Genomic DNA, 20,971 nt, shown 5'->3' with positions numbered 1-20,971 from the left:
GCTTCTTAAATTCATCTGTAAAGTTACGGCGATTCCTTGGGGTCATGTGTAGTCTCCTTAATTGAAATATTTAGTAAAGTGTAACTCACCTTAACGAAACTGTCCAAATAAGTGTAGCCTATCCAGAAGCTCGCCACTTCCCCCACAGGAAAGCGAGTAGCTTTCCAACAACCCCTGACTCTTAATACGGCAACGAACCCCGATTATCTCGAATTCAAGTCTTCCGCAATCCTGCCATATAGTGGAATGATTTTTTATGATAATTAACAACTTTCAACATAGTTTTATGAAAAAACAGCTTAATCTTATTTTTATTTTAGATAAAAGAGTTGCTTGTTGTTTTTATCGGAACCTTTTCTTCTGCTAACCCAAAGGAACAGATCCAAAAATAAAGGGGGTTAAACAGAGGTGTATGATTTTTAGTTTTCTTTTCGATTGGACTGTGTACGAGCCAAAAGCTATGGGCAGGTAGCAATAGATGATAAAATGAATGGTAATAAGATGGATAGGGAGGGGCTGAAATTATGGGGCTTCAGTTTTTACTCGGTCGTTCCGGAGCGGGAAAAGGAACGCGGTGCTTAGAGGAAATTCGAAATAAACTTAGCGAAAATCCAGCAGGACCGCCAATTATGTATATTGTGCCTGATCAAATGACGTTTCAGCAGGAGTATGCTCTGTTGACTGGCGGAGATATCGAAGGTGCGATCCGTGCCCAAGTGTTCAGTTTCTCGAGGCTGGCCTGGCGGGTTTTGCAGGAAACGGGCGGAGGTACAAGAAGGTTTATCAGTTCAACTGGAGTACAAATGATGCTCAGGAAGATTGTTGAAGAGCGGACCTCAGACTGGAAAGTATTCCAAAAAGCGATTGAAAAACAAGGATTCATTGAACAGCTTGAAGGCATGATTACAGAATTTAAACGCTATAAAGTAACTCCGGATGTTTTACATTCTCAGATGATGGCTATGGATCAGTTTGTCCACCGTACAAGCCATGAAGAAGGTCTGCGAGATAAATTAGACGATTTAAATTATATCTACGATCGTCTAGTCGATGCTTTAAGTGAGCAATACATAGATTCGGAAGATCAACTGCAGCTGTTAGCTGAAAAAATTCCTGATGCTGACTTTTTGGCAGATGCTGATATTTATTTAGATGGTTTTCATAGCTTTACCCCTCAGGAATATACTGTGATCGAAGCTTTATTAAAAAAGTGTAGAACCGTACGGGTAACGTTGACTACGGAACTTCCAGAAGATGAGTCTCAGGAACAGGAAGAACTTGATCTTTTTTACGAGACTAAAGAAACGTATTTCACGTTAAAGCAGCTTGCAGAGGAAGCAGGAACGGCTGTCGATGATATCGAAGTGCTTAATCGCGAAGAAGGTAGATTCAAAGGGAAACCTGCATTACTTCATTTAGAAACGTATTTTGATGTCCATCCTGCTCCAGTATGCGAAGAGAATGCCCCTGTTAGAATCGCTGAAGCCGTACATCCTCGAGCGGAAGTGGAAGGGGCGGCGCAAGAAATTTTGAGACTGGTTCGAGAGGAGGGCTACCGTTATAAAGACATAGCGGTATTGATACGTGAACCAAATGTTTATCACAACCTTATCGACACGTTATTTGATGATTACGGAATCCCGGTATTCGTTGATGAGAAACGCACCATGCTTAATCATCCGATGATCGAATTGATTCGGTCTGGCCTGGACGTCATCGAAGGGAACTTCCGGTATGATGCTGTGTTCAGGTTATTAAAAACGGGTTTCATCCCTGCAGATGATGAAAGGTATCCTCTTGATGAAAAAGCGATCGATGAGCTTGAAAACTATGTGTTAGAGTATGGAGTTCGTAAACGTGACCGTTGGTTTAGTGAAGAGAGATGGATATATCAGCGGTTCAGAGGGTTTGAACAGGCTGCTCAAACCGATGGAGAAAAGCGAAAGGAAGACCGGATTAATGCATATCGTAAACAAGTGATCGACTATCTTGAGCCCTTTGACCGCAATTTACGGGAAGCAGCTACAATTGCTGATCGTGCCAAAGCTATCTATTACTGGCTAGATGAGATGAATGTTCCTGCTCAATTGGAAAAATGGCGTGATTTGTACGATGAGCGTGGAAATATAGAGCGAGCAAGAGAGCAAGAACAGGTCTGGGATGCCGGATTACAGCTCCTGGACGAAATTGTAGAGATGGCCGGAGAAGAAAAAATATCGCTGCAAATTTTCAGAAGTACGATAGAAAGCGGGCTTGAAGCGCTGACGTTTGCTCATGTTCCCCCGAGTATGGATCACGTAATTGTCGGTAATGTCGATCGTTCCCGAATCACGGGAATAAAAGCGTCATTCCTGTTAGGAATGACGGATGGAGTATGGCCGATGAAGCCTACCATTGATGGCATGATATCTGAAAAAGAACGGGAAATCCTATCTGAAGGAGGAGTTCGTTTAGCTGACGGAATGAATCGGCAGTTATTGGATGACCGTTTCTATATGTATTTAGCATTAACGATGGCTAAGGATTATCTCTGGATGAGTTATCCATTAAGTAATGAGGAAGGTAAATCCAAAATGCCTGCGCAAATCATTCAGCGAATAAATGAAATGTTCCCGCATGCGGAAGACCACTTGTTACTACAGGATCCTGACGATGTAAAAGAAGCTTCAAGGTTCATATCAACTCCCGTTAAAACAAGAGCAGCTTTGACCTCCCAGCTCGCCCGTCATTTGCGAGGATATGCTGTCGATCCTGTCTGGTGGAATGTCCTGAATTGGTACATCGAAAAAGAAGAAAAGGGCGGACTCACCAACCGCGTCCTGCAAAGTTTGTTCTATCGCAACACCCCAGTTCATTTAACGGAAGATACAAAGAAAAAACTTTTTGATGGCCCTGTCAACACAAGTGTGTCCCAGCTTGAAACCTATCACCGCTGCTCTTATCAATATTTTTCGAATCATAGTCTCAAGCTTCAGGAAAGAAAAACTTATAAGCTGGATGCGCCCGATATCGGCCAGCTGTTTCATGAGGCTTTAAAGCAAATCACGGAGTGGATCCAGCAGGAGGGCCGTGATTTTTCCCAGTTGAATCACGAGGATACTACAAAATACGCAGAGAAAGCGACGACATTACTGGCTCCTATACTTCAAAATCAAATACTTCATAGCTCAAATCGCCATCACTATATTAAACATAAACTCCAGGGTGTGATAGCGAGAGCGGCATTCATTTTAAGTGAGCAGGCAAGAAAAAGTGAATTTTCTCCAGTGGGTTTGGAGCTTGGATTCGGAATGGGGGAAAATTCAAAACTTCCTCCGTTGTCACTTCATCTTCAGAATGGTCATCAGTTAATGTTGCGGGGGCGTATTGATCGCGTGGACCGCGCACTTAATGAACAAGCATTGTACCTGAGAATCATTGACTACAAATCTAGTGCCAAAGGGCTGGACTTGATTGATGTATATCATGGATTGGCCCTGCAAATGCTTGCTTATTTAGATGTGGTATTAACGAATGCGGAACATTGGCTCGGCACACCTGCACTACCTGCTGGAGTCCTTTATTTCCACGTGCATAATCCGATGATTTCAGGGAAACAGTGGATCGGTGATGATGAAATCGAGCAGGAAATATTTAAAAAGTTTAAAATGTCTGGCTTGTTGTTAGAAGACGAACAACTTGTCTCAATGATGGATACAAGTCTTGAGAAAGGCCGCAGTCAAATCATACCTGCGGGTCTAAAAGCAGGCGGAGGATTTTACAAAGGGTCGAAAACAGTGGAAAGTGAAAAATTCAATCAGCTCACAGGATATATCCGCCAGCTGATGAAAAATGCCGGCGAAAGAGTTACCGATGGGGAAATCGATTTGAATCCTTTTTTAAAAGACGACCAGACGGCTTGTGATTATTGTCAATTCCGATCTGTCTGTCAATTCGATCCTGCCTTAGAAGATCATAATTATCGCAAGTTGAAAAATTACAAAGAAGAAGAAGTCATAGAGAAAATCATGTCAGGAAAGGAGAATGTACGTGGTCAGCTGGACTAAAGAACAAGAACGAGCCATTTATACAGAAGGCAAAAATATTCTCGTGGCTGCGGCTGCAGGTTCAGGAAAAACCGCTGTTCTTGTCGAGCGGATCATCCAAAAGCTTTTGAATAAGCAATCGCCGATCAACATTGATTCTTTACTAGTCGTAACGTTCACAAATGCAGCGGCTCAAGAGATGAGAAACAGAGTCGGCCTGGCACTTGGAAAAGCATTAGAAAGTAATCCCGAATCAAGGCATTTGAAAAAGCAGCTTTCCCTCATACAGAATGCTTCCATATCGACACTCCACTCGTTTTGTATGGAAGTAGTTCGGAGACACGCCTATTTAATAGACTTAGACCCTGGTTTCCGAATTACAGATGATGTAGAGGCGGACTTGATACGACAGGAAGTGCTCGAAGATCTATTTGAGGATTGGTATGGAAAAGAAGGTGAGGAGCAGCAACGCTTTTTTGATGTGGTCGATCGTTTTTCAAGTGACCGTAATGACATTGATGTAGAGAAGCTAATCCTTGAGCTTCATACATTCGCTATGCAGAACCCATGGCCGGAAGAATGGCTGAATGAAATGGTCGGAATGTATGAAAAGCCGGAGTATGAGACAGAAGATGACATTAAATGGCTGTCCCTGTTAAAAAGAGATGTGAAGAGTCAGCTTGATTCTATCGAAGCTGAAATTCACCAGTTTATTGAGCTGACACGAGAACCCGATGGGCCTTCCAGCTATGGAGAGACGGCTGCTTCCGATCTGGAAATGGTACAGCAGGCGAAAGGGGCACTCGCTGTATCCTGGGAAGAACTGCAAAGTTATATGAGCGGCAGCAAGTTTACAGCTCTTTCACGCAAGAAAATGGATTGTGATGAAAAGAAAAAAGAACGGGCTAAGAAAATCAGGGACCGCTATAAAAAGCGCTGGACAGAAATGAAGGAAGAATGGTTCCACCGCAGCCTTGAGAGTTATTTGAACGATATGCAAGCTCTTCATCCAGTAATGGAACAGCTTGCAGTTGTCGTAAAAGATTTTCACGAGCGCTACCAGCAGCTCAAAAAAGAAAAAGCTCTCGTCGACTTTTCAGATTTAGAGCACTATTGTCTGCAAATCTTATTAGATGACAGTTCTACTAAGGAGCAGCTTGTGCCGTCCTCAATAGCTCGAAGTTTTCATGATCAATTCACCGAAGTGCTGATTGATGAATATCAGGATACGAATCTCGTGCAGGAAACGCTTCTCCGTTTATTAACTGATGCTCCTGATGCCGGACATTTGTTCATGGTCGGAGATGTCAAACAGAGCATTTACCGCTTTCGGCACGCAGAGCCTTCGTTATTCTTAACCAAATACCAATTATACGGCCAAAAAGATTATGATGCGGAACGGATCGATTTAGCCCGTAATTTTCGCAGTCGTAAACAAGTGTTGGACGCGGCAAACTATGTATTCCGGCAAGTGCTGGACATAGAAGTTGGTGAAATGAACTATGAGCCAGAGGCTGAACTTATATACAGTAACACGTTGTATGATGATGTCCCTTCTGATAATGCTAAGGCAGAACTGATGATCATTGATCGAGAAGTAAAAGAAGAAAGCCCGCAGGATGACAGCTTTCAAGACTTGGAAAAAGCACAGCTTGAGGCTCGGGCATATGCTGAAAAAATAAGGACGTGGCTCGGGCATGGAGAAGCAGAGCCCTTACAGGTAGTGGATAAAGATACTGGGATGAAGCGTCCTGTGCAGTATCGTGATATCGTCATATTAATGCGATCTATGACCTGGGCATCGACTATATTGGATGAACTGAAACATCAGGGGATACCTGTATATGCGGAGCTTTCTACTGGATATTTCGAAGCTATCGAGATAAAAATTATGATCAATCTATTGAAAGTCATCGATAACCCGATGCAGGACATCCCGCTTGCCTCTGTGTTGAAATCTCCTATTGTCGGGCTGAATGAGGATGAAATGATGCAGCTGCGCCTGGAAGATCAGCGGGCAAGTTATTATGAATCGATAAAAAAATCAGCAGATTCCTCCGCTGCAGGAAAGAAAGTAAAAACGTTTCTTCACCAATTATCTAAGTTCAGAGAGAAGGCTCACCAGGGAGGGCTTTCAGATTTGATTTGGCAAATTTATCGTGAGACGGGATATTATGATTTTGTCGGGGGAATGCCTGGCGGACGGCAGCGTCAAGCCAACTTGAGAGCTTTGTATGATCGAGCGCGTACTTATGAAGCTACATCTTTTCGAGGGCTGTTCCGTTTTCTACGCTTCATAGAAAGGATGGAAGAGCGCGGGGATGACCTGGGTTCAGCCAGAGCCCTGGGGGAGCAAGAGGACGTCGTGCGTATCATGACGATTCATAAGAGTAAAGGCCTGGAATTTCCAGTCGTGCTGCTCGGGGCGATGGATAAGCAGTTTAATATGATGGATTTGAAAAACCGTTACTTACTTCATAAGGATTACGGGTTCGGAACGAGATACATCGATCCTGCGAAGCGGCTTATGTTCCCTACTCTTGCTTATCACGCAATAAAACGGGTCAAACTAAGAGAGCTACTGGCCGAAGAAATGCGTGTTCTGTATGTGGCTTTAACTCGTGCTAAAGAGAAGTTGGTGATGGTGGGCAATGTGGCTTCATTTGAGAAAAAACAAGAGAAGTGGCTCACTCATACCGAAAACAAAAACTGGGTTCTTCCGCCTCATGATCGGCTGGAAGCAAAATCTTACCTGGACTGGGTGGGACCTGCTTTAATCCGTCATAAAGATAGTGGAGAACTACGTTCAGAAGAAGTCGAAGTGAGGACTTCGGAAGAAATTGAACAGGATGCTTCAGAATGGAAAATTCATTTAGCTCATGGAGCGGACTTTGCCGTTGTAGAGGAATTGGAGAAACAACGTGACGAAGAGCTGCAAATGCATATTGATTCATGGGCGCCTATTCAAACGGAGAGCGACTCGCGGATTGATCGGCTGGATTACAGCTATCCTTATGAAGAAGCTTCTCATTCCCGTGCTAAACAGACAGTTACAGAAATAAAGAGGCAGCGTGAAGTCATGGATGAATATTCAAGTGATCAATTGCTAACCCCTTATCGAGCACCGCTTGTTTCACGTCCGCGCTTTATGCAGCAAAAACAAGGACTCTCCTCTGGTGAAATAGGTACAGCGATGCATACGGTAATGCAGCATATTTCTTTAAAAAGATCCCACAGCCCAGAAGAGGTGGAAGAGTTTGTAGAACATCTTGTTCATAAAGAAGTCCTGCGGCGGGAGGAAGCGGATGAAATCGATCACCATGCGATTTCCAGCTTTTTTGGAACGTCCATCGGAAAGCTCTTACGAGAAGCGGAGCACATCGAGAGGGAGGTTCCTTTCAGCTTGACTTTACCCGCTCATGAAGTGTATAAAGACTGGAAAAATCCCACTGAGGAAAAGGTTTTTATCCAAGGGGTGATTGATGCTGTGGTTCCTTATGGCAGCGGCTGGATGATCATTGATTATAAGACGGATACGATTCCTTCTGATGTAGATGTAGAAGAAGTATTAAAAAATAGATATCGTACCCAGCTTCAGTTGTATGGGAGAGCATTAGAGAAGATATGGAATCAACCTGTTGAGAAAAGCTGTCTATATTTCTTCAATGGACCGCTCATTGTGGAGGTAGATTAATGTGGTTGATACGTGTGAATTATGTAGAAGAGCTTTAGTGGAAACGAATGTTCATCATCTCGTTCCAAAAGAATACGGAGGCGTCGATGGACCAACTGCTCTTCTTTGCAAGCCTTGTCATCGTCAAATTCATGCACTTTTTACAAATCAGGAGCTAGCGGGTTTCTATCATTCTTTAGAACGGCTGGCGGATCACCTGGATATGAAAAAATATTTAAGGTGGATAAAAAAACAAGATCCAAATAAAAGAATCACTACACGGAAATCCAATCAAAAGAAAAGATGAAAGGGGATGGCTGCCTGCCATCCCCTTTCATTTATGCTCCACCGACATTCTGGTCATTGACATCTGGGTCGATAGCCGACGTATTACTGAAACCATTGTTCGTTGCTATAAAATCACCTGTATTTGATGAACCTGCTCCGTTAGCGGTTTTTGAGGAACTCTTAGGTGAGACATAAAAAGAATCACCGAAATTAACTACTCCTCCGCTAATGCTGTTTATTCTTAGTGGACCCACTATGGATGGCATAATTTTAGCCCTCCTTAATCTATATACTTCTACAGCTTATGAGATCTGTGAAGTTATTGTTCCTCATTCAATATTCGAACGTGTTTAAGTCTTGATTCCCCTTCAATATGATTTACGCCGCCAACTTGAACCAGACCTGCTGTTGAAATACCTTTTACATGCATAGATTGAACATTAATAACGGGGTGATGGCTGCAGAAAGAAGACTTGATGGCTATTGAAGGACGGGGAGGGGACAATTCACGGTGAAAGATGGAGAAATCATCAAAATCTACTTTATCTGAGATGGTTAGAGTTTCTTCTTGAACAGCAATAACTCTCGCATGCGAATTGGAACGGCTCACGTCACCGATTAGAAATCCAGATCCTATCGAAATGGCAAGGACGTCAATATAATCCAGTTCTACCATTCGGCTATTCATCGGGGACCATCTCTACTTCTCCTTCGGCTTCTAAAGGAACAAATGGACCGATGATCAAAGATTCAGGCGGAGTATCAAAGAAGGAACGTAAGCGGATCGTTTTGTTGTCACCAATCAAAAATACAGAAGAGGTAGTAACACTGCTGACACGAATATTTCCAACGTGAAGTCCGTAGTTATGAACGGTATGATTCATGGTGTATCCTCCCTTTTATAATTATTTAAATATTGAACAACAGAAGATTGTACTTCTTCCGATAGCCGGTCGACAATGTCATGAACATTCAGGTCGGGATGCTGCCTCTGGTACTGTTGAAAACGTTCAGGTAACTGTTTATTAATGTCGGAAATTATTTTTTCGCGATGTTCGCTCGATAAAGGAAGATTGTGAATTCTTACATACTCATCAATATGTTTAGGAACGTGAGAGGTCATCAGATTATTTAAGTGTTGATCATTGGTTTGTCCTTTATATAAATCTTCAATTTCTGATTCGGCGATACCTTGAGGAGACAAACCAATTTGCAATGTTCCCTCCAAGGTTTCTATTTTCAACTGGTCGAAATGGTATTCGATTTTCTCAATCACCGTCTTACGCTGATCTGATGATTGAAGTTTTTCAATTTTTTGGGTGAGTTGATCGATTATTTTTTGCTGTTCCTTCATTTGTTCCATCATCTGCTGCATCCATGCGTTCCAAGAATAATAGTTATCCATGAGTATGAAATTCACCCCTTTCCTGAGCTATAAAGGAAGTTATACGTTACAGTCTATGCACCAAGGGTTTAATATTTGTCCTTAAATTGTGAGAGGCACTAGTGGAGAGGAGTCCGTTTCAGGAAAACTTATTTCTCCGTCTATAGGTTCTGGCTCTTTAGCCGGTCCGGTGAATCCTCCAGTATTATATAAGTCTGCCTGGGCCTGAATCACCCCTGAACTGCCAATTTGGACGATGGAAGAGTTAGCGACGGTACCGATTTTCAAAAAGCGAATTGAAATCGTCTGGTAAACGGTCAAGTTCATCAATAACCTCTCCTTATGGGGAATAGTTTGGCTGATCCACAACCTCTTGATCATTGATATACGTATTAGCCTTGTTCAATTGCACCCGTATTCCATCGCCTGTATTAAATGACCCGCCTCCTGCGTAAGTTTTTGCGGTGGCTTGAGGAGCTATGCTATACACATCACCGATATTGAAAACAGCTGCTGAAGATATGGAAATCACTTTTACAAAACCGACGGTAGCAGGCATGGGGTTCTCCTTTCTTCATCTATATGAAACCACATTGTGTAATTTTCGTATTAAAAGTAAAATGAAAAGTAATAAGGGGGAGTTCGGCATGGAACCACAAGCATCGCCGCTGCAAGATAAAGAAAGACTGAGTTGGATAGACGCTGCACGAGGGTTGGCGATTTTAGGGATATTCATGGTAAACGTCCCTGCGTTTAACGCGCCTTATTTCTTATATGGAGGTGAAGAGTTCGTCTGGACATCTACAACGAGCCGGGCTGTACAGACCTTTATAGATATCTTTTTTCAAGCCAGCTTTTATACACTCTTCTCCCTAATGTTCGGATTTGGAATATTCATGATGAAAGAACGCCTGGAATTAAAGAATATGAACTATCGTCCCATCATCTTCAGACGATTGCTTATCCTGATTGGATTTGGAGCGGTACACGCTTTTCTTATATGGCATGGTGATATACTTCTATCCTATGGAGTATTTGGATTTATATTGTTCGCTTTCTTTAACGTCAAACCAGCTACGCTTCTTATTTCAGCTTTTAGTATGTTGGGCGTGCTAGTGATTCCCCTGACCCTTGGTTTATATGCTCTTCGAGATTCATTAGGCGCATTAGGCAACAGCCAGCCTGCAGAGGAAGCGATTAGAAATTATGGGGAAGGAAACCTAATGGATATCTGGCAGCAAAACTTAACTGACTGGACTTACAGCAATAATGCCGGGACGATCCCTTTGCTTGCTTTATCTTTAATACCTATGTTTTTAATTGGAGCATATATTGCTAAAAGAAGGTGGCTGCATGAGCCTGAAGTACATCTTACTTCAATAAAAAAGTGGTGGGTAGTTACAGGGGGTTTATTTATATTATTTAAAGCTGGCCCATATGTGATTGGGAATCCAGAATGGTTTCAACTTTTACAAGACAATATTGGAGGGTCAGCATCCGCAGTATTTTACGTATTATCCATTACGCTGGCTTTTAGAACCTCTTTTGGCAGAAAAATTATTTATCCTTTAACTTTTGTCGGAAGGATGTCGCTGTCGAATTACATCTTACAATCCGTCATCAGCTTCTTTTTATTCTACTCTGTCGGGCTCGGCTGGTATGGGGAAGTTACACCGCTTCTGAGTGTCCTTATAGTGCTGATCATTTTTAGTATGCAAGTGGCCGGGAGTAAAGCCTGGCTAAGAAAATACCGTTATGGTCCGCTGGAATGGTTGTGGCGAACTTTGACGTACAGAAAAAAACAGCCTTTAAAGCGTTCAACAAGGCAGGCTTCTTATTAAAGGAGAGGGTCAAAATGAAAAGGAGACAGTTAGAAAAAGAGTCTGAGAAGTGGGTGAAGGATGGAACCATCACTTTTTCTCAAAGAGATCAGATTTTAAAACGCTATAGTCATACCCCCGGTCATCCTATATTGCTGACTTTCGCTGCGTTATTCATTGGTCTGGGATTTCTGACTTTCATTGCTTCCAATTGGTCGGCCTTATCAGATATTGTAAAGCTTGCCATCATTATTTTTTTCCTGCTCGCTTTCTATTTGACAGGTGGTTTCCTCTATCGAAATCGTTCGAAATCTGTTGGGTTGAGTTTAATTATCATTGCTCTGTGTGTATTTGGTGCAGGGATATTTTTGACAGGCCAAATGTATAATTACACTTCGTTCAGTGCATTTCCGTTTTTTATCTGGGCTGCCGCTGCCTTTGTCCTGCTTCTTGTTTTTTGGGAATCGCTTTTATTCCTGGCCGCAATAATACTTATAACAGCTGGACAAATTTATAGCGGAAGCGTCTATCAAGATTTTTATATTCCTTTAGGCATATTATTCCTCGGTCTAGGTTGGGTTTTATTTGTAAAAGGGGATCGTTTACTTACAATTTTGTTTGCTGTCAGTTATGTCATTCAATCGCTTGTGTTCGTGTTTGCATATGGATGGTCATACTATTGGCTGATCTTGTTATTTCTTATTCTCTATATCGTCAGCCATCTCCCTTATGGTCAAATTCACTTGAAATCATTCGGTTCAGTGGCTGTAATGGCCATTTTTATAGTAGATATCTTTCAAGTATTCCTATTAGGTCGCGGGAGTGAAACGGTTGAATATTCGAATTTGTTTTTCTTGGGATGGTCGCTGCTATTCCTATATGCGGTCATCCAATCAGCCATCGAATCCACGAAGTTCAATTGGATTGATCTTGTTTTATTTATACCTGTTTTTCGAATAGGAGAAGGAGACCTTCTTTCTTTGCTCCTATTATTCGGGTACTCCCTCGGGTGGCTGATTGCAGGCTATAGGAAAGAGCATTCAGAGTGGGTGGCGAAAGGAACATTTGCATTTCTATTGACGACGTTGATCGCTTATTTTCAACTGGCTTGGGCATTCATGGATCGATCGATATTTTTCTTCACAGGAGGCTGTCTTTTATTTGTCTTAAGTTTCTTTTTAGAGAGGAAAAGACGCCAGGTGAGAAGAGAGGGTGAGCATTCATGAATCGGTGGCTGTTTTATACGGCAGTAGCTCTGCAAGTTATTTTTTTGATGGGAATGGGGGGGTCATACTATGCAATGGACCGTTTTGGTGACACGATCGTATTAGAAACAGAACCTCTAGATCCCCGCGATCCATTTTACGGAGATTACGTCACGGTTCGTTATAGTATTGAAGATATCCCTGTTGAAATGTGGGAAGATAAGAAGGAGCCAGCTCGTGGAGATACCGTATTCATCACGGTAGAAGAACAGGGTTCTGGTTACTACGAATTAGTAAAGGCTTCTCCTCAATCCGAGCGTGCTAAGGCGGGCCAAGTTGAGTTAAAAGCAAAGTTTGAATGGCATAATCAACAAACTGACACTTATCAAGTGAATATTGGATTGGACCGTTATTTCATCGAAGAAGGCACTGGGAATACTATTGAGCAGGCAGGCGATGCGACGGCTGAGATCGTAGTAGCCCCGTGGGGTCAGAAAAAAATCATATCCTTAGAATGACGATGAAGTTCAAATCATGTCGAGTATAAAATAAAGAAGTTCGGCCTCAGCCGAACTTCTTTATTTTAAAACATCTTTAATTTGCTCAATTGCCCAGTCTAAATCTGATTTATCAATCGTCAGAGGTGGAGCGAAACGAATCACATTCTCATGTGTTTCTTTACACAAAAGTCCTTTTTCTTTTAATTGTTCACAATATGAGCGGGCAGGCACCGTCATTTCTACGCCGATAAACAACCCTCTGCCGCGAATTTCTTTGATTTTAGGATTATCAATGGATTGAAGTTCTTCTTTCATGTAAGTTCCTAATTCTAAGGAGCGTTCGGCAAGCTTTTCTTCTTCAATGACATCTAGCGCAGCGACTGATACTGCACAAGCCAGCGGATTTCCTCCGAATGTGGAGCCGTGGGAGCCTGGATTAAAAACTCCCAGCACATCTTTGTTGGCTACAACACACGAGATCGGGAAGACTCCGCCTCCAAGTGCTTTCCCTAAAATTAGTACATCTGGTGAAACACCTTCCCAGTCACAGGCGAACATCTTACCACTGCGGCCCAGTCCTGCCTGGATTTCATCTGCAATATAAAGGACATTCTCCTTTTGACAAAGCTCATATGCTTCTTTTAGGAATCCTTCAGGAGGCATAACGATGCCAGCTTCACCCTGAATCGGTTCAAATAGAAAACCTGCTGTGTTTTCATTGATCGCTTCCTTAAGAGCTTCAATATCACCGTAAGGAATGACTTTAATTCCAGGGAGCAATGGGCCGAAACCACGTTTGTATTCCTCCTCTGAAGATAAAGACACTGCAGTAAGTGTACGGCCGTGGAAGTTGCCTACACAAGCGATGATTTCAGCCTGGCCGTCTGGAACGCCTTTTACATCGTACGCCCAGCGTCTTGTCGCTTTGATCGCCGTTTCAACTGCTTCTACCCCTGTATTCATGGGAAGAGCCATTTCTTTATTAGTTAATTTACATACTTTCTCATACCATGGACCGAGCTGGTCGTTATGGAAAGCACGAGAGGTAAGAGTCACGCGAGATGCCTGATCCTGGAGAGCCTGTATGATTTTAGGGTGACGATGGCCCTGGTTCACTGCTGAGTACGCGCTAAGCATATCCATATACCGGTTACCTTCAGGATCCTCCACCCATACTCCCTCAGCTCTTGATATTACAATCGGTAAGGGGTGATAGTTTTTAGCACCATATTCCTGTGTTTGATCAATAATTTCCTGGCTATTTATAGTCATGATATCCCTCCAATTACATTTGAAAACTCCACGTCCAGTATAACAGGTTTTGTAACAATTTTCTTACTAATTCAAAAATTGAAGTTCAAGCTTATTATAGGAAAATATGAAACTCACATGGTATTATTAAGGTAGATTTATGTATAAGGAGGAAGGGTCATGTCGCATTTACATATTACCTCTTGGGTAATTGCTTTCGTTCTCGTAGGACTAGCCACAACGTTTACAAGAAGCGGAAATGAAAAAGCAGCGAAAATATCTCACATGATTTTGCGAGCCGATTATTTACTCATTTTATATTCAGGGGGTTCACTGTTCGCAAGCTACGCCACGTATGGACCTTTGATCATCATTAAAGTTCTCGTAGGGCTATGGGTGATTGCTGCGATGGAAATGATTACCATCAAGTTCAAGAAGAAAAAGCCGGTGGGAGTATGGTGGGCTCAGCTTCTAATAGCGGCGATTATTGCTATCGTACTTGGATTCGGTTTCTTGCCGATGGGGATACTGCCTGCATAAAAAAGGAACCTGCATGTCTTGGACATGCAGGTTTTTTTATGAAAAAAGGGGTATTTGTATGGCTCTTGTATCACCGCTATTGGGGGAGCGAGTGATAACTCTTATCAATTAAAATGATAATCATTCTCACTCGCAAAGTCAACATAATTTTTTTGAAAAATTATGATGCATGATTCTCTTTATATATTAGTGGATATATTAAGCCATTCCTTCATCTGCGATTGACACATATTCGATTCAACAGGTTGACAATTTTAAGTCTTTACGTAAAAAAACCACATAAAAGTCTTGTCATCTTTCATAACGTTTATTACGATGCTTTTTTTGCTCTTATCTTTCACAGTTATAGTTAAGGGTTCTAAAGTAAAAGGGATGGTGACATGTTATGTGTGGATTTGTAGGTTGGGTGGGGTCTCCTGCAAGAGAAGAGGAACGCTCGTCGATAGTGGATCAAATGGCTAAGACTATTGAACATAGAGGACCAGATGCTTATAAAAAGTGGGTGAGGGAGCAGGCTGGATTTGGACATCAGCGACTGATAGTGGTCGATCCCAAAGGCGGCGTCCAGCCAATGGTACGTCAAGCGAATGGGGAAGAATATATTCTGTGCTATAACGGCGAACTATATAATACAGAAGACGTGCGCAAGTTATTGAAAGCCAAAGGCTGGACTTTTCAAGGCCACTCCGATACTGAGGTCGTCCTTCTTAGTTATATAGAGTGGGGAGAACAATGCGTCCAGAAATTCAATGGCATTTTTGCTTTCAGTGTTTGGGAAGTGAATAAGCAGTGTTTATTCATTGCAAGAGATAGGCTCGGTGTAAAACCGCTATTCTACAATGAACAAAATGGCGGACTTACATTTGCTTCAGAGATAAAAGCGCTGCTTGCCCATCCAGAAAAAGACGCCAGTATATCAGAGCAAGGGATTTTAGAAGTTCTTACTTTAGGACCATCTCGTACGCCGGGAAATGGGGTTTTTGATGGTATCCATGAAGTGAGGCCAGGGTTCTATGCTACATGGAGTGCGGGAGTTTTCAAAGAAAAGCGGTATTGGAATGTAGAAAGCCGTGAACATAAGGATACGTGGGAAGAGACCGTAGAACGAGTCAGGGATTTGTTTACTGATGCAGTACAGAGACAGCTTGTCAGTGATGTAAAGCTAGGAACCTTTCTTTCAGGAGGAGTCGACTCCAGCGCAATTACAAGCATAGCCGCAAATTATTACAAGAAAGAGAATTTAGGTAATTTAAAAACCTTCTCTATCGATTACGAAGAACAAGAAAAGTTTTTTAAATCTAATGCATTTCAACCGGATCGCGATCTAACTTACATTCAGCTAGTACAAAAAGAGCACAAGACAAAGCATTTCACGTTGGAAGCAAGTGTTGAAGATTTAGTTTCAAGGTTGCAAAGATCAGTCGAATTGCGAGATTTGCCAGGAATGGCCGATGTAGATTCATCTCTTCTATGGTTTTGTGAAAAAATAAAAAACCACGTAACCGTTGCTCTATCAGGAGAGTGTGCTGACGAAATATTTGGAGGGTATCCATGGTTTTATCGCAAAGAAGACCGTGATCGAAAGGGTTTCCCCTGGATACGGTCAATCTCGGAGAGGGAAAATCTGGTTAGAGAAGATGTCGTTCAACGATTTGATTTAGAAAATTATATGCTCAAAAGATACCAAAATTCTATTGGGGAAGCTCCACTGCTGGATGGGGAAAAGGAATCGGCTTCGAAACATCGTCAAATGCTTTACTTGAACATGAACTGGTTCATGCAAACGCTTCTGGAACGGAAAGACCGAATGAGTATGGGAGCGAGTCTTGAAGTGAGAGTTCCGTTCAGTGATCATAGGATTGTGGAATATGCTTATAATATTCCCTGGGAAATGAAGCATTTTGGTAATCAGGAAAAGGGATTATTACGTCAGGCTTTATATGGCATTTTGCCTGATAAAGTATTGCACCGGAAGAAAAATCCTTATCCAAAAACTTTCCACCCCGACTATACGAAAGCAGTAACGGTTTGGATGAAAGAAATACTCAGCCAGCCTAATGCACCGATATTCAATTTATTTGATCGAAAAGCTCTTGAGCAATTAAATGAATCTGAAGGTAAAGCGATTAACACCCCATGGTTCGGCCAGTTAATGACGGGACCTCAATTAATTGCCCACTTATGCCAAATCAACTATTGGCTGACTGTTTATCGAATAAAAATAAACTAATTTGACCGCGCTCTTAGAGTGCGGTTTTATTACATAATGGCTTTGTTTAAGTTCCGTGTTGATATTCATATAAACTCCCTATAGTGGAAGACTCAGTTTCGAGATGTTTGGACTGTTTCCGTTATGTTTAACAGAGGTAAGAGCTCCGGGAAATCACTCCCTTTCCGTGGGAGCGCGGGATAAAGAAGACGCTACTTTTTGCGAAAAGGGTTCATTTCTAGCTTACTTTTATGGAAATGAAAAGCCTATTGGATAGTTAGTTTTTCTAAAACAACCGGTTGAATTATTTTGCAAACGTGGGTACAAGGGAGTTTCTGCTTCTCCGTTCTAAAATGAACGATCATTAAACATTACAAAGAGATTTCATTTCTAGATTGACGGGTGGAGGTACAAAGGGCTAACCTTAAAGGTGGATGTTATAGAATAAGGGGGAGCGGGAGATGAGAAAATTTACTATAGTTCTCATGTTCATTCCGTTTCTTCTTTTTTACGCCTTTGAAATTGAAGCCGTTGAAAAAGAAGAACGAAGATGGCAAGACGAAAGTATGTATTATATTATGGTCGATCGTTTTATGAACGGAAATACTGAAAACGATTACGAGGTGGATAAGGATAACCCTGAAGCTTACCATGGCGGCGACCTGCAAGGTGTTATAGACCAGCTTGATTACATAGAAGAAATGGGTTTTACTTCTATTATGTTAAGTCCGATTATGAAAAATACGGAAGAAGGCTATCATGGATATTGGATAGAAGATTTTATGCAAGTTCAGGAGCATTTTGGAACGATAGAAGATGCACAAAGGCTTGTAGAGGAAGCTCACAACCGTGATCTTAAAGTAATTTTTGAATTTGTGGTCAGTCATACAGGAAATGAGCATCCGTGGCTAGAAGAAAGCGGGCAAGAGGACAAATATCTTGATTCAGAAGCTATGGAAGAAAATGATGTGGCAAGGGTGGAAAATACTTGGCTTTCTAATTTGCCCCGTTTGAATACCGAACATCCCGAGGTGCAAAGCCAATTAACGGAAGCGGCTCAATTTTGGAAGGAAGAAACGGGTGTGGATGGATTCAGGCTCAGTTCTATAAATCAAGTCTCTAAGGAGTTTTTATCCATATTCAATGAATCCTTGAAATTATTAGATGATGATTTCATGTTAATAGGTGATCTTAATGTAGAAGACCCTGATGACATAGGGGCTTACGAATCGGCTGGAATAGACAGTTTCGTTAATGATCCGTTTTATGAAGCTGCTTCGGGTTCCTTTAACCATTCAGATGCCTCTCTAGATTCATTATTTAAAGTTTGGCAGTCCAGCCTACAGAATTTTGAGAATCCTGAACTGCTTGGTCATTATTTGGATGATCCTAGTACAAAAAGATTTACGAGAGTCGCAGTGGAAGAGGGGGGCAATCCCTTGACCCGCTGGAAACTTGCCTTGACTCATATGTTCACTTCTCCAGGGTATCCCATTCTGACCTATGGAAGTGAGGTTCCACTAGATGGAGGTGAAACTCCTGATAATCTTAAAATGATGAATTTCAAAGGCGGAGATGAAGAATTAAAACAGCACATAGAGAAGTTGAACTCGATGAGAGAAGAGTTCCCGGCCCTGAGAAGAGGGACTTATGAAGAATTATTCAATAGTGATGGATTAGCTGTTATTAAAAGGGTTTATAAGGAAGAAACGATGGTTATCGCTATGAATAACTCCCCGAGGACACAGGCGGTGGATTTGACTGAGCTGCCGGATGACCAGCAAATGCGCGGTCTTTTAGAGGATGGTGTCGTAAGGCAAAACGGAGAAGGTGTTTATAAGCTTGGGATGGAACGAGAAACAGCAGATGTATTTGTTGTTGAAGAAGACAAAGGATTAAATTGGCTGTTCATAGGATTTGTCGGAGGGGTACTGTTGTTGTTCGTTACAGCAGTTATTGTAATCAGTTTAAAAAATAAGGATTGAAAACGAGAACAAGTTACATATGTTTATAATGCATGTGGTATGATCGATGAAGACTTGTCACTTAAAGACTCGGGTTTAAAACACTCTAAAAACTCCGAAAAAAAGCTGCCTATAAAGGCCTCAAGGCCGATATAGGCAGCTTTTTGTAACTATACAGGTTCTTCGTTAAGGAAAAATAAAGCGATGGTACCTGGACCTGCATGGGCGCCGATGACTGCCCCGATCATGTCGATATGAATGTCTTTCGTACCGAATTCATCTCTGATCATTTCAGCCAGCAATTCAGCCGATTCGAGGTCATCTCCGTGGCTGATCGCTATTCGTTGTTGATCCAATGCAGTACCGCGTTCTTTCATAACTTCAACCATTCGTTTTAATACTTTTTTTGATCCCCGTATTTTTTCTAAAGGGACCAGCTTGCCATCCTCCATGTGGAGCAGTGGTTTGATTCTAAGAAGGCTTCCTACAAATGCAGCCGTCTTACTTACACGACCACCACGGTATAAATATTCAAGGTCGTCTACAGTGAAAATATGTTCCATATGTTCGGCATGGTACTTGCCAGTCTCAACGATTTCTTCAAATGTTTTTCCTTGTTCAGCTAATTCTGCGATCCTCATGATGATAAGACCGTAACCTAACGAGGCAGCTTCTGTATCTAAAACTTCAAATTTTGCATGAGGATATTCTTCTTTTACTTCTTCTCCAATCATTTTAGCGGTCTGATAAGTCCCTGAGAGCTCAGAAGAAAATGCGAAATAAATGAAGGGCTGGTCCTCTTTCACATATCTTAGAAAAGTATCTCGGAAGGCTTGAGGAGAAACTTGAGATGTTTTAGGTGCTTCTCCATTTTTCATCATTTCATATACTTGTTTTGGTGTAATCGTTTTTCCATCCTCGTATTCTTTTCCATTGATCGTCACACCGAGTGGTAAACAGTCAATATTGAATTTATGTAACGTCTCGGATGAAAGGTCACTAGCAGAATCGGTTAAAATTTTGACGTTCATATCTTCACCTGCCAATCAATTATATTAGTTCCTTTTAGTGTAGGCTTATGAAAGGAGTTAGTAAAGAGATATCTAACCATTCTTGATGATTATAAGCCGTTGAACTTGGGAATCGCTGAAGATAGGACTTGATTTTAGGCGGTGTCGGTGATAAAAAATAGATAGCGCTTAATGCAGAATAGGAGGTTGACATGTTTTCCTTTGAACTTAAACGAATCTTAATCGTACTAGTAGGTGCAGTATTCAATGCTTTATCACTGAACTTATTTCTTATTGAAGCTAATGTCTACGCCAGCGGCTTTACTGGTGTCGCTCAGTTGCTTACAAGTATTTTTCAAGATTTTCTGAACGTACCTGGCGTAAGTACAGGTTTGATTTTGCTATTACTTAACATACCAGTTGCTATACTAGGCTGGTTTAAAGTAGGGAAAGGATTTACAATCTATAGTATTATATCTGTAGGTTTTACTACTTTATTTCTTGAAGTCATCCCTGTCGTCCAATTATCAGAAGATATCATTCTAAATGCGGTATTTGGCGGTGTTATCGGCGGTTTTGGTGTAGGGATTACACTAAAATGGGGTGCTTCTACTGGTGGTCTAGACATCGTAGCGATGATTTTATCGCGTATGAGAGATCGTCCTATCGGAATTTATTTCTTAATCATAAATAGTTTGATTATTGCTGTAGCGGGACTTCTTTATTCCCCTGAAAATGCGCTCTACACATTATTGACGCTGTACGTAACAACCCGTGTTATTGATGCTATTCACACACGTCATGAAAAACTGACAGCTATGATCATTACAACAAAGGCTGCAGATTTAGAAAAAGCGATCCATTCTCAAATGGTGCGCGGAATTACAACCTTGCCGGCAAAAGGTGCATTTACTCAGCAAGATAAAAATATGCTGGTGATGGTTATAACTAGATATGAGTTATATGACTTACAAAGTATAATTTCTGAAGTAGATCCACAAGCTTTCACAAATATAGTCCAAACAACAGGCATTTTTGGATTCTTCAGGAAAGATGACAAATAATTAAAAAGGGTGTGTAAAAACTGAAGAAATGGTACCCC

18 protein-coding genes are annotated in these 20,971 nt (G+C 41.6%); 10 read left to right on the top strand and 8 right to left on the bottom strand.

All coding sequences use genetic code 11. From position 1 onward, the window contains the following. The first annotated feature begins 524 nt into the window (after positions 1-524). From addB to LF817_RS11745, 3 genes are read left to right on the top strand one after another with little or no spacing between them, the layout of a single operon-like run. Positions 525-4,046: a helicase-exonuclease AddAB subunit AddB gene (gene addB, locus LF817_RS11755; protein WP_253936010.1), complete on the top strand. Its 3,522-nt coding sequence runs from the start codon at positions 525-527 to the stop codon at positions 4,044-4,046. Further along, positions 4,030-7,719 carry a helicase-exonuclease AddAB subunit AddA gene (addA, locus tag LF817_RS11750; protein ID WP_253936009.1) on the top strand — a complete coding sequence of 1,230 codons (3,690 nt, stop codon included), beginning with the start codon at positions 4,030-4,032 and terminating at the stop codon, positions 7,717-7,719. Before addB ends, addA begins: the two co-directional genes overlap by 17 nt. Position 7,720: 1 nt before the next feature. After that, positions 7,721-8,005, top strand: a complete 285-nt coding sequence (locus tag LF817_RS11745) for an HNH endonuclease (protein WP_253936008.1) — start codon at positions 7,721-7,723, stop codon at positions 8,003-8,005. Between the two features lie 31 nt (positions 8,006-8,036). Here the strand turns inward: LF817_RS11745 and LF817_RS11740 are convergent, their stop codons facing one another. The 6 genes from LF817_RS11740 to LF817_RS11715 all read right to left on the bottom strand — a co-directional run bounded on the left by LF817_RS11740 (position 8,037) and on the right by LF817_RS11715 (position 9,929). Beyond that, positions 8,037-8,252 carry a spore germination protein gene (locus LF817_RS11740; RefSeq protein WP_253936007.1) on the bottom strand — a complete coding sequence of 72 codons (216 nt, stop codon included), beginning with the start codon at positions 8,250-8,252 and terminating at the stop codon, positions 8,037-8,039. Positions 8,253-8,305: 53 nt separating this feature from the next. After that, positions 8,306-8,674 (bottom strand): spore germination protein GerPE, encoded by a 369-nt coding sequence (locus tag LF817_RS11735; protein WP_253936006.1) that lies wholly within the window; start codon positions 8,672-8,674, stop codon positions 8,306-8,308. Continuing rightward, the gene (locus LF817_RS11730; protein ID WP_253936005.1) at positions 8,667-8,870 is read right to left on the bottom strand and encodes a spore gernimation protein GerPD; all 204 of its coding nucleotides are present in this window, start codon (positions 8,868-8,870) and stop codon (positions 8,667-8,669) included. Before LF817_RS11730 ends, LF817_RS11735 begins: the two co-directional genes overlap by 8 nt. Continuing rightward, positions 8,867-9,391: a spore germination protein GerPC gene (gene gerPC, locus LF817_RS11725; RefSeq protein WP_253936004.1), complete on the bottom strand. Its 525-nt coding sequence runs from the start codon at positions 9,389-9,391 to the stop codon at positions 8,867-8,869. Before gerPC ends, LF817_RS11730 begins: the two co-directional genes overlap by 4 nt. An 81-nt stretch (positions 9,392-9,472) precedes the next feature. Next, positions 9,473-9,697 carry a spore germination protein GerPB gene (locus LF817_RS11720; protein WP_253936003.1) on the bottom strand — a complete coding sequence of 75 codons (225 nt, stop codon included), beginning with the start codon at positions 9,695-9,697 and terminating at the stop codon, positions 9,473-9,475. 13 nt (positions 9,698-9,710) lie between these two features. Next, entirely contained in the window at positions 9,711-9,929 is a 219-nt protein-coding gene (locus tag LF817_RS11715) for a spore germination protein (RefSeq protein WP_253936002.1), read from the bottom strand. A gap of 88 nt (positions 9,930-10,017) precedes the next feature. Here LF817_RS11715 and LF817_RS11710 point away from each other — a divergent pair, with 88 nt between their 5' ends. The 3 genes from LF817_RS11710 to LF817_RS11700 are packed head-to-tail and all read left to right on the top strand — an operon-like array spanning position 10,018 to position 12,913. Next, on the top strand, positions 10,018-11,211 hold the full coding sequence (locus LF817_RS11710; protein ID WP_253936001.1) for a DUF418 domain-containing protein: 1,194 nt from the start codon (positions 10,018-10,020) through the stop codon (positions 11,209-11,211). Positions 11,212-11,225: 14 nt separating this feature from the next. Then, positions 11,226-12,416, top strand: a complete 1,191-nt coding sequence (locus LF817_RS11705) for a DUF2157 domain-containing protein (RefSeq protein ID WP_253936000.1) — start codon at positions 11,226-11,228, stop codon at positions 12,414-12,416. Beyond that, the gene (locus LF817_RS11700) at positions 12,413-12,913 is read left to right on the top strand and encodes a GDYXXLXY domain-containing protein (protein WP_253935999.1); all 501 of its coding nucleotides are present in this window, start codon (positions 12,413-12,415) and stop codon (positions 12,911-12,913) included. Before LF817_RS11705 ends, LF817_RS11700 begins: the two co-directional genes overlap by 4 nt. Positions 12,914-12,973: 60 nt before the next feature. Here the strand turns inward: LF817_RS11700 and LF817_RS11695 are convergent, their stop codons facing one another. After that, positions 12,974-14,167 carry an ornithine--oxo-acid transaminase gene (locus LF817_RS11695; RefSeq protein WP_253935998.1) on the bottom strand — a complete coding sequence of 398 codons (1,194 nt, stop codon included), beginning with the start codon at positions 14,165-14,167 and terminating at the stop codon, positions 12,974-12,976. A gap of 159 nt (positions 14,168-14,326) precedes the next feature. Here LF817_RS11695 and LF817_RS11690 point away from each other — a divergent pair, with 159 nt between their 5' ends. From LF817_RS11690 to LF817_RS11680, 3 genes are all read left to right on the top strand, one after another. Next, positions 14,327-14,686 carry a YisL family protein gene (locus LF817_RS11690; RefSeq protein WP_253935997.1) on the top strand — a complete coding sequence of 120 codons (360 nt, stop codon included), beginning with the start codon at positions 14,327-14,329 and terminating at the stop codon, positions 14,684-14,686. 385 nt (positions 14,687-15,071) lie between these two features. Continuing rightward, positions 15,072-16,916 carry an asparagine synthase (glutamine-hydrolyzing) gene (gene asnB / locus LF817_RS11685; protein ID WP_253935996.1) on the top strand — a complete coding sequence of 615 codons (1,845 nt, stop codon included), beginning with the start codon at positions 15,072-15,074 and terminating at the stop codon, positions 16,914-16,916. A gap of 440 nt (positions 16,917-17,356) precedes the next feature. Then, positions 17,357-18,880: an alpha-amylase family glycosyl hydrolase gene (locus tag LF817_RS11680; RefSeq protein ID WP_253935995.1), complete on the top strand. Its 1,524-nt coding sequence runs from the start codon at positions 17,357-17,359 to the stop codon at positions 18,878-18,880. Between the two features lie 149 nt (positions 18,881-19,029). Here the strand turns inward: LF817_RS11680 and LF817_RS11675 are convergent, their stop codons facing one another. After that, positions 19,030-19,890, bottom strand: coding sequence for a DegV family protein (locus tag LF817_RS11675; RefSeq protein WP_253935994.1), 861 nt, complete (start codon positions 19,888-19,890; stop codon positions 19,030-19,032). 191 nt (positions 19,891-20,081) lie between these two features. On the opposite strand from LF817_RS11675, the gene LF817_RS11670 reads away from it, so the two are divergent. Beyond that, on the top strand, positions 20,082-20,933 hold the full coding sequence (locus LF817_RS11670; protein WP_253935993.1) for a YitT family protein: 852 nt from the start codon (positions 20,082-20,084) through the stop codon (positions 20,931-20,933). The last annotated feature ends 38 nt before the right edge of the window (positions 20,934-20,971 follow it).

This window comes from Halobacillus sp. A1, from assembly GCF_024189295.1.
In the GTDB taxonomy this organism is placed as follows: Bacteria; Bacillota; Bacilli; order Bacillales; family Halobacillaceae; genus Halobacillus_A.
This window is presented reverse-complemented; position numbering and strand designations above follow the sequence as displayed.

Bases quoted from the DNA above. Each gene is read 5' to 3' on its own strand.
- LF817_RS11710 (WP_253936001.1), top strand. From the start codon at position 10,018: ATGGAACCACAAGCATCGCCGCTGCAAGATAAAGAAAGACTGAGTTGG.
- LF817_RS11705 (WP_253936000.1), top strand. From the start codon at position 11,226: ATGAAAAGGAGACAGTTAGAAAAAGAGTCTGAGAAGTGGGTGAAGGAT.
- LF817_RS11695 (WP_253935998.1), bottom strand. From the start codon at position 14,167: ATGACTATAAATAGCCAGGAAATTATTGATCAAACACAGGAATATGGT.
- LF817_RS11715 (WP_253936002.1), bottom strand. From the start codon at position 9,929: ATGCCTGCTACCGTCGGTTTTGTAAAAGTGATTTCCATATCTTCAGCA.
- gerPC (WP_253936004.1), bottom strand. From the start codon at position 9,391: ATGGATAACTATTATTCTTGGAACGCATGGATGCAGCAGATGATGGAA.
- addB (WP_253936010.1), top strand. From the start codon at position 525: ATGGGGCTTCAGTTTTTACTCGGTCGTTCCGGAGCGGGAAAAGGAACG.
- LF817_RS11690 (WP_253935997.1), top strand. From the start codon at position 14,327: ATGTCGCATTTACATATTACCTCTTGGGTAATTGCTTTCGTTCTCGTA.
- LF817_RS11735 (WP_253936006.1), bottom strand. From the start codon at position 8,674: ATGAATAGCCGAATGGTAGAACTGGATTATATTGACGTCCTTGCCATT.
- asnB (WP_253935996.1), top strand. From the start codon at position 15,072: ATGTGTGGATTTGTAGGTTGGGTGGGGTCTCCTGCAAGAGAAGAGGAA.
- LF817_RS11700 (WP_253935999.1), top strand. From the start codon at position 12,413: ATGAATCGGTGGCTGTTTTATACGGCAGTAGCTCTGCAAGTTATTTTT.
- LF817_RS11740 (WP_253936007.1), bottom strand. From the start codon at position 8,252: ATGCCATCCATAGTGGGTCCACTAAGAATAAACAGCATTAGCGGAGGA.
- LF817_RS11680 (WP_253935995.1), top strand. From the start codon at position 17,357: ATGAGAAAATTTACTATAGTTCTCATGTTCATTCCGTTTCTTCTTTTT.
- LF817_RS11730 (WP_253936005.1), bottom strand. From the start codon at position 8,870: ATGAATCATACCGTTCATAACTACGGACTTCACGTTGGAAATATTCGT.
- LF817_RS11720 (WP_253936003.1), bottom strand. From the start codon at position 9,697: ATGAACTTGACCGTTTACCAGACGATTTCAATTCGCTTTTTGAAAATC.
- LF817_RS11670 (WP_253935993.1), top strand. From the start codon at position 20,082: ATGTTTTCCTTTGAACTTAAACGAATCTTAATCGTACTAGTAGGTGCA.
- LF817_RS11675 (WP_253935994.1), bottom strand. From the start codon at position 19,890: ATGAACGTCAAAATTTTAACCGATTCTGCTAGTGACCTTTCATCCGAG.